Here is a 13746-nt window from a genome sequence, read left to right as displayed (position 1 = left end):
TCTCCCCTTATATATCGTAAATTATTTCTTAATTTTAACAGCATGTTGCAAAAACTATAATCTAGATACATTACAGCAACCTTACAAAAATGTAAGCATACAAAAAAAGCACTGGAACATACCAGTGCTTTTCTTTAATCTTTTTATCTTTTATCTTTTATCTTGATTCGGTTTATGTGGTTCATTTGGTGTATAGGGTTTATTTGGTTTATTATCATGACCATTTGCTTTCTTCCAACTTACCGCCAACTCTGGACTTGTTTTCTCTTCACTACGCTCAAGTAATACAACCGCATTTTGAATAGTCGGTGTACCTTTATGTGCAATTCCTTGTAGTTTCGTTAAATTCCCTGATACTTTAAAACTAAATCCACCCGATGGTGTTTGTTTCGGAATTAAAATGCGGAACTTTTCTCCTACATTAAATTCTGTTTTTCCCTCGCCTTTTTCATTTACGAACTTCACGCCTTCTGGTGCACCTGTTGCTTGCACTTTATACGTTCCGCTTTTAGCGTTTGTTTGCACTGTATATAAACCAGTTTCAAAAAATTCATCTTTTAATACCGCTTCTTGTTCTTCTGTAGGAGTTACACTCATCGTAATTTCTTGTAGCTCTTCACTAGCGTTTGCTTTTGCAACGATATCTTTCGTTACTTTTTCTACATTTTTATTACGGAAATCTAAATCGTTAATATCAATTTGTTTTAACGCATTCCACACCGCAAGCTGCGTTGCATAATGTGCATCTCTCCAGTCAGAAACACCTAATTCTTGTGGGCTCTTTTGTGGATATCCATTTAATAAGACGCGGTACACGTTAATATCCACTTTTCCCATTTCAGGTAAGTCTTGGCCGCTCGGAGACTTCAAATCTACATTTAAACAAAAAGCAATTTTTCCATCTGCTGTTTTAATAAGTTCTGTTCGAATCGGTTTCTTCTTTGACCTACTATAACTCCAATCCATCTCATACTTCGTATGATCCATGACCTCTGCGAATGCTTTTTGAAGTGGGAATAATAAGTTCGCAAATACAAATAAAACACTCAAAAAAGCGGCCATTAGCTTGAACGATCTTTTTATCTTCATGTCTACAACCCCTTATAAAATAACAAATTTACTACTATGTATTATTTAGTTAGAAATGTTTTTTATGCATAGACAAAACAAAAAAGAGTGCAAACTTTTTTGCACTCTTTGAACTTACCTCTATTAGAAATCAAAGTTATCAGGATCTGGACCAACGCGGTGGTTCTGATTTAAAGCATCAATCTTTTCCATGTCTTCTTTTGTTAATTCGAAGTCGAATATATTAGCATTCGCAATAATACGATGTTCTTTCGTTGACTTCGGAATTGTTACAACTTCATTTTGAAGATCCCAACGTAAAATAACTTGAGCTGTTGTCTTATCGTATTTATTAGCAATTTCCAGTAATGTTTCGTTATCTAATAATTGCCCTTGCATAAGTGGTGACCATGCTTCCATTTGAATACCTTGTTCTTTACAGAAAGCTTGTAATTCTTTTTGTGTTAAACGAGGGTGGTATTCTACTTGGTTAATCATCGGCTTAATTTCCGCAGCTTTCATTACATCTTGCAGGTGATGGATTTGGAAATTACTTACGCCAATTGCACGCACGCGCTCTTCTTTATAAATTGTTTCTAACGCTCTCCACGTATCTTTATATTTTCCTTCTACAGGCCAGTGAACAAGATATAAATCTAAATAATCTAGTTCTAATTTTTTTAAGCTCTCTTCGTATGCAGCAAGTGTCGTTTCATATCCTTGATCTGCGTTCCACACTTTTGAAGTAATGAATAAATCTTCTCGAGAAATTCCTGCTTCTTTTATACCAGCGCGAATTCCTTCACCTACTGCTTTTTCATTTCCATAAATCGCCGCTGTATCAATGCTGCGGTATCCAGCTTTAATCGCCGATTTTACAGCCTCTACAAGTTCTGGTCCATCTTCCACTTTAAATACGCCTAAACCGAACCAAGGCATTTCCACACCGTTATGCAATGTTGTTTTACTTTGTAAATTTTTCATTATATTTTTCTCTCCTTTATTTTGCTTGATCTCTTTTTTCTAAGTTCATACTCCAAGCTGTTAAAATAACAGCGCCTACTACCATAATGCCGCCTACCCAAGCTGTATGAATTAATCCTAACGAGTTCGTTACAATACCGCCCAAATAAGCCCCAAGAGCAATTCCTGCGTTAAATGCTGCAATATTCATTGCTGATGCGATATCAACGGCACTCGGCACGAAACGCTCAGCCAATATAACGACATACACTTGTAGTCCTGGAACATTCATAAACGCGAATAGCCCCATAAAAATAATTGTGATAAGCCCCGCTACTTGAAACGGCGCTGTAAATGTTAGTACGAATAATACAATTGCTTGAATAAAGAACATGTAAAATAGTGCACGAATTGGATTATGATTCGATAATTTTCCGCCGACCATATTCCCAATCGCAATTGCAATCCCGTACACTAACAAAATGATTGTAACGGTACTCGATTTAAATCCTGTTACTTCTTGTAATAGCGGAGATAAATACGTAAATGTTACGAATGTTCCTCCGTATCCTAATGCAGTAATGACGAAAACAAGTAAGAGTCTTCCGTTCGTGATAAGTTTGAATTGATCACGAAATGATACTCGTGTACCCTTTTTTAAGTTAGACGGAATTAACATGCTGTTTGCGACTAAGGCAACAATTCCAATGACCACAATCACCATAAAAGATGCTCTCCAGCCAAATTGTTGACCAATAAACGTTCCAATTGGTACACCTGTAATCGTCGCAACGGTTAAACCAGTAAACATAAATGCTATTGCACTAGCACGTTTATTCTCTGGTACAAGCGCAGCCGCAATTGTGGATCCGATCGACATAAAAACGCCGTGTGCAAACGCAGATACGACCCTCGCCATAAGCAACACAGTAAAACTTGTTGCCACTGCCGCAATTCCATTACCAATAATGAAAATAATCATAATCCACATTAATAACGTCTTTCGCGACATACTAGCTGTTAATGACGTTAATACTGGGGCACCAAACGCTACCCCTAATGCATATAAAGAAACGGTTAAACCCGCTGTTGTAACAGAAACATGTAAATCCTCTGAAATAGATGGTAATAAACCGACACTAATAAATTCGGTTGTACCAATTCCAAACGCACTAATTGCTAGTGCTAATAAAGCAAACATACTTCTTCGATTCGTCTGTACCGCTGAAGAAGATACTGTATATGAATTCAATTGAACTCCTCCTTAATGCGAGAAATCCAATCATAATAGTGTGATAAAAAGGCCTTTTTATCTTCTACAGAAATAATGTTACTGCTGATATATGCTATTATGAATGGCTTCACTCTTTTTTTGAAGAACGCACTTTAAAGTACGATAGGTACTAAAAAGTAACATAGGCACTTTTTAGTACCGCACTACTCATTTCCCTCTTACGTATGCTATTATGGAACATATTCAACATGATAAAAAGTACGTACTTTAAAGTGCTATAGGTACTTTTTAGTAACATTTAAATTATTTGGCTTCTTTTGTTGGAGAACTGAAATCTACATTCATCAAAGGAGATTTTTATATGAAGAAATATAATATTCCCGTTGAAGCGACTTTAGAGGTTATCGGCGGAAAATGGAAAGTCGTTATTCTTTGCCACTTAACGAAAGGTACAAAGAGAACGAGTGAACTAAAACGTTTAATGCCTGTTATTACACAAAAGATGTTAACACAGCAATTACGCGAATTAGAAGAAGACGGAGTTATTCAAAGAAAGGTATACAATCAAGTACCACCAAAAGTAGAATATTCTCTTACAGACTACGGTTGGTCTTTAGAATCCATTCTTGATTCTCTTTGTACTTGGGGCGAATGCCACCTTGAAAAAAGCGGTAACACATCGATGCTAATTACAGAAGGTGAACAATAAAAAAAGGAGGAAATGAACATGAATTTGTCCATTTCCTCCTTTTTTTCTTTATATATATGTACATTTTTAAGATAGATAAAATAATTTATGCGCTTTCATGCCTTGCCAGTACTAGGTTACAGAATCAATATCAAATAATTAGGAATCATTTTTATGTTAACATACGTGTATATAGTATATAATATAGGATATATATTATATACACTTTCCGATAAGGGAACTTTCCATTATGCGGACAAGCCATGTATCGGACAGTTCATAAATAATAGGTAGGACATTATGGTTTTGGATTTATGATTTCAGCTTACTTGCTGTCATAAATTTAAAGGCATTTTATTGTGCTTTGTGAAACTTTGTATAAAGTTTCGCAAGTGTTTACTATCTTATCTATCAAAAATAAGAGTATTGCTATCGTAAAGGAGAATTGGAGATGCCAGAAACTATGACTCAAACAAAGCCAGAACAAGAAACTGTACAAATTTCTGCTAGCCAAGGACAACTTGATGTACTTGATCAGTTGTTAAAACCTGAGGTACAAGAATCATTAACAACACTAGTGGAACAGCTTCCAAAATTAACTGAGCTTGTTAACATTTTAACTAAGTCTTATGACTTCGCTCAAACTGTTGCTACTGATGAAGTATTAAAAAGCGACACTGTTAGTGCAATCACAGAGCTTGTAGAACCTGTAAAAGATACAGTGAAAAGCATGGCTGCAACTGCTATCGAAGCGAAAGATCGTGCTGATGAAAGCAACGAAGTTATCGGCCTGTTCGGTCTATTAAAATTATTAAAAGACCCACAAGCACAAAAAATGTTCCGTTTTGTGAACGCATACCTTCAAATTAGTGCAGAACGTAATAATAAATAATTTAACTTATAACAACAATTAGTAAAGACGGGGGATAACATACTATGTCAAAACAAATTGTCATCTTAGGCGCTGGTTATGGCGGTCTTCTTGCCGCTTTAAACGTACGTAAATATTACAGCAAATCAGAAGCACAAGTTACAGTGATTAACCAATACCCAACGCACCAAATCATCACTGAACTACACCGCCTTGCAGCTGGTAACGTTGCTGAGCAAGCAATTGCAATGCCACTTACAAAGCTTTTCAAAGGTAAAGACATCGATCTTAAAATTGCAACAGTTGAGTCATTCTCAGTTGATAGCAAAGAAATCAAACTAGCTGGTGGCACTACTTTATCTTACGATGCACTTGTAGTTGCTTTAGGAAGTAAAACTGCTTACTTCGGTATTCCAGGACTAGAAGAAAACAGCATGGTATTAAAATCTGCTGCTGATGCAAACAAAATCTACAAACACGTTGAAGACCGTATTCGTGAATACGCTAAAACGAAAAACGAAGCTGATGCTACAATCGTAATCGGTGGTGGCGGATTAACTGGCGTTGAGCTAGTTGGTGAGCTTGCTGACATTATGCCTAAACTTGCAAAAAGCCACGGCGTAAATCCAAAAGAAGTTAAACTTCTTCTTGTTGAAGCAGGTCCAAAAATCCTTCCAGTATTACCAGACCACTTAATCGAACGTGCAACTGCTAGCTTAGAAGCACGCGGTGTTACATTCTTAACAGGTCTTCCTGTAACAAACGTTGCTGGTAATGAAATCGACTTAAAAGACGGTCAAAAAATCGTTGCTAACACATTCGTTTGGACAGGCGGCGTACAAGGTAACCCATTAATTGGTGAATCAGGTCTTGAAGTAAACCGCGGTCGTGCAACTGTTGATGCACATCTACAATCTACTTCTCACAAAGACGTATTCGTTGCTGGAGACAGCGCTGTTGTCTTCTCTCCAGACGGTCGTCCATACCCACCAACTGCACAAATCGCTTGGCAAATGGGTGAGTTAATTGGATACAACTTATACGCAGCACTAGAAGGCAAAGCATTCGAAGAGTTCGCACCTATCAACTCTGGAACACTTGCTAGTCTAGGACGTAAAGATGCTGTTGCTACAATCGGAGCAAGCAATACTCCGCTTAAAGGTTTACCAGCATCATTAATGAAAGAAGCAAGTAACGTTCGTTACTTATCACACATTAAAGGTCTATTCAGCTTAGCTTACTAATCTGAATATAAGCCCGAATCATGCCCTGCATGGTTCGGGCTATTTTTATCCCGCTATTTGCGGGCTGATAATCAGTGGGGATGAACATAACCCCCCACTGATTAAAGTTTCACTTTATCCGTAATTTTCTCTAACTTATTTATTCGGCAAAAGAATAATATAACCTCTTTAATTATCGAAATATACTGACTTTCTTGTGTCGAAATTGTGTATATGAAAAGAGCGGAAGTAGATATCTTCCCTACTTCCGCTCTTTCACAAGAACTATTCTCCTAATTCCACTAAGCTGTAGTTCTTCTTCCCTTTACGAATAATGATGAATCGTCCATCAAATGAATTTTCTACAGTAACATCCCTACTGACATCCGTTACTTTTTCACCATTCATAGATATAGCCCCATTATTAATATCTTCACGCGCTTGACGTCTAGAAGGTTCAATTCCTAAATCAACTAGCCACTCTACGATATTTTTCGTCTCTTTTGAAGATTGGAATGTCGGCATCTCTTTAAAGCCTTGTTCAATTTCATCAGCTGTTAACGACTTAATATCTCCGCTAAATAACGCTGCTGTAATTTTCACTGCCTGTAAAAATGCTTCTTCTCCATGAACGAATTTCGTCATTTCTTCCGCTAATACTTTTTGTGCTTCACGTTTATGAGGCTCTGTTTCTACCTTCGCTGCTAATTCATCAATTCGCTCTTTCGTTAAGAACGTAAAGTATTTCAAGTATTTAATTACATCACGGTCATCTGTATTCACCCAGAACTGGTAAAATTCAAACGATGTTGTCTTTTCCGGATCAAGCCAAATAGCACCACCTGCTGATTTACCAAACTTCGTACCATCTGATTTTAATAATAATGGAATCGTTAATCCGAATACTTTCGCTTCATGACCTTCTAACTTACGAATTAAATCTAAACCACTCGTAATATTTCCCCATTGATCACTACCACCAATTTGCAATTGAACATCTTCTTTTGTGTATAAATGATGAAAATCCATCGCTTGCAAGATTTGGTACGTGAATTCTGTGAAAGAAATCCCTGTATCTAAACGACTTGCGACAATATCTTTCGCTAACATGCTATTTATGCTAAAGTTTTTTCCGTAATCACGTAAAAACTCGATAATGTTTATTTTATGTGTCCAGTCATAGTTATTTACCATCTTCACTTCGCTATTCCCGCCAAAGTCAAATAGCTTTTTCATTTGCGCTGTTAATGCATCTACATTATGCTGCACCACTTCTAAAGTTTGCAGTTGACGCTCTGATTGACGTCCACTTGGATCACCAATTGTTCCTGTTGCCCCGCCAATTAAAATAACCGGATGATGACCAGCTAATTGGAATCTCTTCATCATCATAAACGGAATCAAATGTCCGATATGCATACTATCACCAGTCGGATCAACTCCGCAGTATAGTGAAATCTTTTTCTCTTCTACTAACTTACGTAAACCTTCTTCATCTGTCTGCTGATTCACAGCACCGCGCCATTCTAATTCATCAATAATATTCATCTTTTGTCATCCCCTTTATTTTTTTGAAAACAAAAAAGCCCCTATGTCTACAATAGACATAGGGACGATTATTCACCGTGTTACCACCCAGTTTGCATAAATAGCATAGCTATTCATACCACTCTTAGCAATAATATCGATTGCTAGTCCGCTTAGCGTTACCTAAGATACTCCAGAGTGTAATTCGCAAGTTTGTTTGTGCTAGGTTCCAGCAACCCCTAGCTCTCTTTAATAACAGTGACAAACTGCTACTGGGCTCTTTCAACGTATATTATTTGTTAAATTATTAGCCATTATATTGAATCCAAATCAAATTGTCAACAATACCCAAATGTTATTTCGAAATAATTCATACTTTTATACGTTTTTTATTCAAAGATTACTGTAGATCTTCTCCAATAATCCTTACTTCTCTCTCTAATTTCACACCGAATTTTTCTTCAACAGTTGTTTGTACGAAATGAATTAAATCGATATAATCTTGTGCAGTTCCGTTATCAACATTCACCATAAATCCAGCGTGTTTTAAAGAAACTTCCACTCCGCCAATTCGCTTACCTTGTAGTCCTGATTCTTGAATCAATTTACCAGCAAAGTTATTTGGTGGGCGCTTAAATACGCTACCACATGAAGGATATTCTAGAGGCTGTTTTGACTCACGTTTAAACGTTAAATCATCCATTTTTTCTTTAATTTCTTCACGCACACCTTCTTCAAGCTCAAATCTCGCTTCAAGAATAATATAATGGTTGTTTGCAAATACACTCTTACGATATCCAAATTCAAATGCTTCTTTCGTTAAAGTACGTAGCTCTCCATCACCTGTCATTACGACAGCTTCTGTTAATACAAACGATACTTCACCGCCGTAAGCACCAGCATTCATATATAATGCTCCGCCAACTGAACCTGGAATACCACAAGCAAACTCAAGACCCGTTAAATTATGATCTAATGCAATACGTGATACATCAATAATTGCTGCGCCACACTGTGCTACAATCGTTGTTCCTGTTACAGTCACACCTGTAATGTGAATTAAACTTACTATAATTCCGCGAATTCCACCGTCTTTAATAATGACATTCGATCCATTTCCTAAAAACGTAACTGGAATATTATATTCGTTAGCATATTTGATAACTTCTTGAATTTCATCATAATTCGTCGGCGCAACGAACACATCTGCTTTTCCGCCAACTTTAATATGTGTATGATTCTTTAACATTTCATCTTGTTTCACATGACCTTCAGGCAATACTGTACTTAAATATTTATAAACCTCGTGCATATTCATTTTACGATTCCTCTATTTCTATAATCTTTTTATCCCGCTATATACGGGTCCATAATATCCCCACATAAAAATGCATTACAAACAACAGCTAACGTGGTGAATACAGTGTACATAAAGCACACCTATAAACCTCTTAAATTATAAGAGGTTCCACTCATATTAAAATATATATCGCATAATAAAGCAACCCAAATGGGCTACTAAACTTGACATGTAACCATATAGACAACAATTTGTAAAATATATAGGTTTTTCAAAGCAATACCCTTCAATATCTTACTATACCATACGAAAGAAAAGTGGTATTTTTTTGTAATCTTTACTTTATTTTCATCAATAAAAAAAGAGCACATCCCACAGAATGTGCCCTTTCTATACTTTTTAACTTATTTTTCGTTCTCTTCTTTTTCCTTATCAAACCATAATAGCTCATCGTCATCAACTTCACCATTATAATTGATTAGAATCTCTTCTCCCGCTTTTATATCTTTGTAAGCAAAGAAGTTAAACGTATGATTCTCGAAGACAATATCATACGTTGCATTCGGATTATATGCATGATTAAATAACATGCCGTATCCTAACAGGAATGCCGTATGATTTACCCCATACTCAAATGCGTAGTCAGCAAGTAACGTTTTCTCAATGTGTTCATGCTGTTCATTCGGATAAGAGATAACTGGTGCTGAGTGTATCAACTCACCCTTTTTAATATCACGAGTTGCAAATACACCTCTATTAAATTCTCCATCACTAAGTTCAGAAGTCTTAACTTCAATCATATGCTTCACCTATATATTTCTTTCTTCGAAGTATTTTATTCCGCTATTTGCGGGGTTCAACTAATAATCAGTAGCGTATAGCCCCACTAATTAAAGTCTCAGTTTATCTCCTTAAGCTTGGCAGAAAACGCGCAGAAAAGCAATTAAATTACTATCAAGTATTCATTTAAATGAAAAAAGAGCACACATGGTGTACCCTTTTTAAAAGATATTACTTTTCTAAAATATCTTCTAGCAACTTCACTTGCTCGCTAACAGTATGTAACGTCTTCACCGATGTATCATTTCGATGCTTTTCTTCTTCAACACTCGCTAACACTTCTTCCGTAGCTGCAGAAGTTTGTTGAATTACGTTAGAAGCATGTGTAACGTCCTTTACGATATTCGTCGTTTTAGCTTGGAAACTTTCTTGATGACCAACAATCTCCCTCATTACATCATTAATCGCATCAATAAACTTCCCTAAATCCGTTACATTCGTCAAAACACTTGCTAACATTTCGTTACATTCTTCTTGTACTCTTTCAGACTTCTCTACCTGCACTTCTACTTTACTTGCTTGATTACTAAACTCCTTCAAAATGCCTTGAATTCTCCCCGCAGAACGATTCGATTCTTCAGCAAGCTTTAATACTTCATTCGCTACAATAGCAAAACCTTTCCCATGTTCTCCTGCCCTTGCAGCTTCAATATTTGCATTTAAAGCTAGCAAACTCGTCTGACTTGAAATATTCGTTATTACATCTACAATTTCATTAATTTGTTTCGATTGTGTCATCAATTCTCTAAATATAGTTCCTGATTGTGAAACAACATCATTTAAACTTCTCATGTTAGCTTCAAAATTTCTTAAAGTACTTACACTACCCTTTGAAATTTCTAAACTTTCATCAACACGAATCGAAGCATTTCTTACTTGAGAGATGATTTGGTCAATATTTCCCTCCATATCATTCAATACTTCTACTGAACGAGACATCATCTCTGATTGCGATTGGGTTCCCACTGCTACTTCTTCAAAAGCAAAGTTAATTTCACTCATTGACTCCATCGATGTATTCATATTTTGTCTTAAATGATTGAAATTACTATCTAGTTTCACAACTGTTCTCTCAATAAGCCTTTGCGTTTCTTCTAACTCCTGAGCTTTCTTCATCACCGCTTGCTTCTCATCACTTAAACGAGCCAACAGATTAGAACCAATCTTCGTTACACCCCACATTGCAATCGTTACAATCGCTAACAAGCTTGCGAAATTTGCAGCTTCAGATGACGCTGTATACGCAAAAAATTGATTTGGCCAATAACTACAAAGTATAAATGTAACAACAACTGCTACCCCGCCAAGGATTAAAATAAGACGTTCACTCAAATAAATAAGTGAAACCGCTAATGTAAAATAGATCATTTGAAATACAGCTGGGCTTTCATTAAAAGCTTGTACCATAATGAAAGACATAATAAGTAGCATACATGTCATGATGTATTTATACATTGCTTCCATACTTTCTATAAAAGTAAGCAGCGTTCCAAATACTACGATAGAAATACCACACATCCAAAATGCTATTGCTCTCTCTGTAAAAATATATCCGTAATACCCAATCGCTATTATCCCAAGGAAGAAACTACACATCGTGATAAACAACAATAAATGATTTTTCTGCGATTCTTTCTCAAGGTTAGAAAAACAAGTTCTCTTTAACCACTCCATATATGAAGCCCCACCTTCTACTCATACGTATCGATTACTTCAGCTTGAATACCGCACTCACTGGGTTATGATCGCTATTTTCAAACTTCAAATCTTTCCCTTGTACATTTACAATTTCAACATTCGATGAAACGATAAAGCCATCAATAATCGTGACAAAGTTTTCACCTTCCACGTATTTCTTTACATCATCTCTCACAGTCATAACAGACGGATCTACAGCCCACTTAAAGCCACCATCAGTAAAGTCCTTCGGTAATTCTACTAACCACTCAGGACGCTCTTTCACAAACTTAGGATCGCTTAACTGAACGTTAGAAAGTAATTGATTCCAGTCTCCGCCCATTATGACATAATCACCATTTTCATAATGCTTGTTCATATATTTTTTTAAATATTCTACTTGCTGTTTTCTAATTTTCCCGCCTTCATCATAAGCAGATAAATGTAGATTTACGAGTCTAACAAATTTCCCATTATTAACAGGTATTTTATGTTCAACAATCGCTCGGTCTAAATCAAATAAACGCTTTGGCCACGGCTCCATTCCAGGAAGCTGAAATCTCTTCGCTGTTTGAACCGTATATTTAGAAAATGTACTTAATCCAGCTTCAGCATATCCCATTGGATTTGTTATTGGCACCGGAACCCATTTCGTATCGTAGTTCTTTCCGAATGACGAAGCATAATCAGGTAATCCTTTTTTCAAAAATTCATGCCCATTTACATCAAATGATCGCATTGATTTTATATCTGTTTCTTGTAATAGTGCAAAATCACTATTCTCATTTTGTAAAAACGAAAGCATATTCTTTAAGTTAGTTTCCGTTTGTTCTTTACTACTTGAACCAGACCCTTTTCCCCCATCCATAAAGAAGTCTTGATCCTTATCTAGTCCAGCATATCCAATATTAAATGTTGTAACTTTAAATTCATTTCCAGGCGCAATTACGCGCTCCTTATTGTTTTCCACCTTCAAGCTTATAACATCAGCCGGCTGTTCTTTTGTAAGTGTCATATACGCTAAAAACCCACCTACAACTCCCACCCCTACTAAAATACATATAAGTACTATTTTTAATAATTTTTTCAAACAAACGACTCCTTTTCTAAAACATACGATTTTACTTTTCTTTATTTTCAGTTAAATAAAAAATGACAGACATACGAAATATTTTATCACACTGAAAACCTTATATCACTATATTTAGTTTATAAGTAAGTATTCCCTATCTTAAACTATTATATAAATACAAAATGCACCAACTTCTCCACTGGAAATTAAACGCAATGTTTAGTACACTATATGTAATAATCATAGGTGATGGAGTTCGCCATAACCGCTGCTTAGCTAATGACTCCTACCAGTATAACTACTGGTAGGAGTCTATTTTTTTGAGCAAGCTATTTAAAGAGGTGAGAAAATTGATTTATATTATCGTTGGCATCGCCGGCATATTAGGAGCCCTTTCCCGCTATTATTTAGGTCTTACTATTCATACATTTTGGCATCATTCTTTTCCATTAGCTACATTACTCATTAACTTAGCCGGCTGCTTCTTATTAGCATGGCTAACTACGTATATCGCCCGGCTAAACATCTTACCTTCAGAGGTTATCACAGGCATCGGGACTGGATTCATCGGTTCCTTTACGACGTTTTCAACATTTAGTGTAGAAACTGTGCAATTAATCAATCATTCTGAATGGAGCACGGCTTTCTTATATGTATCATGTAGCATACTTGGCGGCTTCATTATGTCTAGTCTTGGCTATACACTAGGTGATTTCTTAATTAAGAAATCACTTACGGAGGGGGATCACTTATGATGGAAGCTTTATTAGTGGCAACTGGAGGGTTTTTCGGTGCGATTACACGATTTGCAATTAGCAATTGGTTTAAAAAAAGAAATAAAACACCCTTTCCAATTGCTACATTTCTTATTAATATAGCAGGAGCATTTTTACTCGGGTATATAATTGGCCGCGGAGTCTCTACAGGATGGCAATTATTATTAGGTACTGGTTTCATGGGTGCATTCACTACATTTTCAACATTTAAACTAGAATCCGTTCAGCTCTTCAACCGTAAAAACTTTGGCGTACTATTTATATATATAAGTACCACTTATATAATCGGTATCGCCTTTGCATTCCTTGGAATGAAGATAGGCGGAATATAAAAAAGAAAGCGACTGATAAGAGTCGCTTTCTTTCATAAAAAGTATGTCCCGCCATACGGAATGGAAAATAAAGTGAAACTTTAATCAGTGGGGGTTTTGTTCTTACCCACTGATTATTAGCCTTCACCAATCGGGCGTTTACAGGCAGCCCGACTCCCACCTAACTTCTTTTTTC

General features: G+C 36.2%; 13 protein-coding genes, 1 riboswitch and 1 other annotated feature. Of the genes, 5 read left to right on the top strand and 8 right to left on the bottom strand.

Translation table 11 applies throughout. The features are described 5' to 3' along the window. Positions 1 to 150: 150 nt before the first annotated feature. The 3 genes from JFU18_RS17775 to JFU18_RS17765 form a co-directional block, all read right to left on the bottom strand. The gene (locus tag JFU18_RS17775; RefSeq protein WP_085312747.1) at positions 151 to 1089 is read right to left on the bottom strand and encodes a thioester domain-containing protein; all 939 of its coding nucleotides are present in this window, start codon (positions 1087 to 1089) and stop codon (positions 151 to 153) included. 123 nt (positions 1090 to 1212) lie between these two features. Further along, positions 1213 to 2052 (bottom strand): aldo/keto reductase, encoded by an 840-nt coding sequence (locus tag JFU18_RS17770; RefSeq protein WP_207192144.1) that lies wholly within the window; start codon positions 2050 to 2052, stop codon positions 1213 to 1215. Between the two features lie 16 nt (positions 2053 to 2068). Further along, the gene (locus JFU18_RS17765) at positions 2069 to 3232 is read right to left on the bottom strand and encodes an MFS transporter (RefSeq protein ID WP_161939635.1); all 1164 of its coding nucleotides are present in this window, start codon (positions 3230 to 3232) and stop codon (positions 2069 to 2071) included. 394 nt (positions 3233 to 3626) lie between these two features. Between JFU18_RS17765 and JFU18_RS17760 the strand changes: the two genes are divergently transcribed. The 3 genes from JFU18_RS17760 to JFU18_RS17750 all read left to right on the top strand — a co-directional run bounded on the left by JFU18_RS17760 (position 3627) and on the right by JFU18_RS17750 (position 6068). Then, positions 3627 to 3974, top strand: a complete 348-nt coding sequence (locus JFU18_RS17760) for a winged helix-turn-helix transcriptional regulator (RefSeq protein ID WP_097871450.1) — start codon at positions 3627 to 3629, stop codon at positions 3972 to 3974. A gap of 430 nt (positions 3975 to 4404) precedes the next feature. After that, positions 4405 to 4845, top strand: coding sequence for a DUF1641 domain-containing protein (locus tag JFU18_RS17755; protein WP_002016003.1), 441 nt, complete (start codon positions 4405 to 4407; stop codon positions 4843 to 4845). A 44-nt stretch (positions 4846 to 4889) separates the two neighbouring features. After that, entirely contained in the window at positions 4890 to 6068 is a 1179-nt protein-coding gene (locus JFU18_RS17750; RefSeq protein ID WP_002016002.1) for an NAD(P)/FAD-dependent oxidoreductase, read from the top strand. A 264-nt stretch (positions 6069 to 6332) separates the two neighbouring features. Here the strand turns inward: JFU18_RS17750 and tyrS are convergent, their stop codons facing one another. From tyrS to JFU18_RS17725, 5 genes are all read right to left on the bottom strand, one after another. Further along, positions 6333 to 7595 (bottom strand): tyrosine--tRNA ligase, encoded by a 1263-nt coding sequence (tyrS, locus tag JFU18_RS17745; protein WP_201032057.1) that lies wholly within the window; start codon positions 7593 to 7595, stop codon positions 6333 to 6335. A 57-nt stretch (positions 7596 to 7652) separates the two neighbouring features. Next, positions 7653 to 7869: a binding site (T-box leader), on the bottom strand. A gap of 105 nt (positions 7870 to 7974) precedes the next feature. Further along, on the bottom strand, positions 7975 to 8892 hold the full coding sequence (gene murB, locus JFU18_RS17740) for a UDP-N-acetylmuramate dehydrogenase (protein ID WP_201034484.1): 918 nt from the start codon (positions 8890 to 8892) through the stop codon (positions 7975 to 7977). Between the two features lie 386 nt (positions 8893 to 9278). After that, positions 9279 to 9674, bottom strand: coding sequence for an SET domain-containing protein (locus JFU18_RS17735; RefSeq protein ID WP_000573650.1), 396 nt, complete (start codon positions 9672 to 9674; stop codon positions 9279 to 9281). 211 nt (positions 9675 to 9885) lie between these two features. After that, positions 9886 to 11388, bottom strand: a complete 1503-nt coding sequence (locus JFU18_RS17730; protein ID WP_201034485.1) for a DUF4077 domain-containing protein — start codon at positions 11386 to 11388, stop codon at positions 9886 to 9888. A 34-nt stretch (positions 11389 to 11422) separates the two neighbouring features. After that, positions 11423 to 12481 carry an endonuclease/exonuclease/phosphatase family protein gene (locus JFU18_RS17725; protein ID WP_201034486.1) on the bottom strand — a complete coding sequence of 353 codons (1059 nt, stop codon included), beginning with the start codon at positions 12479 to 12481 and terminating at the stop codon, positions 11423 to 11425. A gap of 218 nt (positions 12482 to 12699) precedes the next feature. Further along, positions 12700 to 12759: riboswitch (Fluoride riboswitch) on the top strand. 54 nt (positions 12760 to 12813) lie between these two features. Here JFU18_RS17725 and crcB (JFU18_RS17720) point away from each other — a divergent pair. Together crcB (JFU18_RS17720) and crcB (JFU18_RS17715) are read left to right on the top strand one after the other, a co-directional pair. Further along, positions 12814 to 13218, top strand: coding sequence for a fluoride efflux transporter CrcB (gene crcB, locus JFU18_RS17720; RefSeq protein WP_201034623.1), 405 nt, complete (start codon positions 12814 to 12816; stop codon positions 13216 to 13218). After that, on the top strand, positions 13215 to 13571 hold the full coding sequence (crcB, locus tag JFU18_RS17715; protein ID WP_201034487.1) for a fluoride efflux transporter CrcB: 357 nt from the start codon (positions 13215 to 13217) through the stop codon (positions 13569 to 13571). The genes crcB (JFU18_RS17720) and crcB (JFU18_RS17715) overlap by 4 nt, the downstream gene beginning before the upstream one ends. The last annotated feature ends 175 nt before the right edge of the window (positions 13572 to 13746 follow it).

It is taken from the genome of Bacillus sp. TH22 (assembly GCF_016651015.1).
Classification (GTDB): domain Bacteria; phylum Bacillota; class Bacilli; order Bacillales; family Bacillaceae_G; genus Bacillus_A; species Bacillus_A mycoides.
This window is presented reverse-complemented; position numbering and strand designations above follow the sequence as displayed.

What these genes read in the sequence shown, in the direction of transcription:
- murB (WP_201034484.1), bottom strand. Translation starts at nt 8,892, where the DNA reads ATGAATATGCACGAGGTTTATAAATATTTAAGTACAGTATTGCCTGAA.
- JFU18_RS17760 (WP_097871450.1), top strand. Translation starts at nt 3,627, where the DNA reads ATGAAGAAATATAATATTCCCGTTGAAGCGACTTTAGAGGTTATCGGC.
- JFU18_RS17735 (WP_000573650.1), bottom strand. Translation starts at nt 9,674, where the DNA reads ATGATTGAAGTTAAGACTTCTGAACTTAGTGATGGAGAATTTAATAGA.
- JFU18_RS17730 (WP_201034485.1), bottom strand. Translation starts at nt 11,388, where the DNA reads ATGGAGTGGTTAAAGAGAACTTGTTTTTCTAACCTTGAGAAAGAATCG.
- JFU18_RS17750 (WP_002016002.1), top strand. Translation starts at nt 4,890, where the DNA reads ATGTCAAAACAAATTGTCATCTTAGGCGCTGGTTATGGCGGTCTTCTT.
- JFU18_RS17775 (WP_085312747.1), bottom strand. Translation starts at nt 1,089, where the DNA reads ATGAAGATAAAAAGATCGTTCAAGCTAATGGCCGCTTTTTTGAGTGTT.
- tyrS (WP_201032057.1), bottom strand. Translation starts at nt 7,595, where the DNA reads ATGAATATTATTGATGAATTAGAATGGCGCGGTGCTGTGAATCAGCAG.
- JFU18_RS17755 (WP_002016003.1), top strand. Translation starts at nt 4,405, where the DNA reads ATGCCAGAAACTATGACTCAAACAAAGCCAGAACAAGAAACTGTACAA.
- JFU18_RS17765 (WP_161939635.1), bottom strand. Translation starts at nt 3,232, where the DNA reads ATGTTTGCTTTATTAGCACTAGCAATTAGTGCGTTTGGAATTGGTACA.
- JFU18_RS17770 (WP_207192144.1), bottom strand. Translation starts at nt 2,052, where the DNA reads ATGAAAAATTTACAAAGTAAAACAACATTGCATAACGGTGTGGAAATG.
- crcB (WP_201034487.1), top strand. Translation starts at nt 13,215, where the DNA reads ATGATGGAAGCTTTATTAGTGGCAACTGGAGGGTTTTTCGGTGCGATT.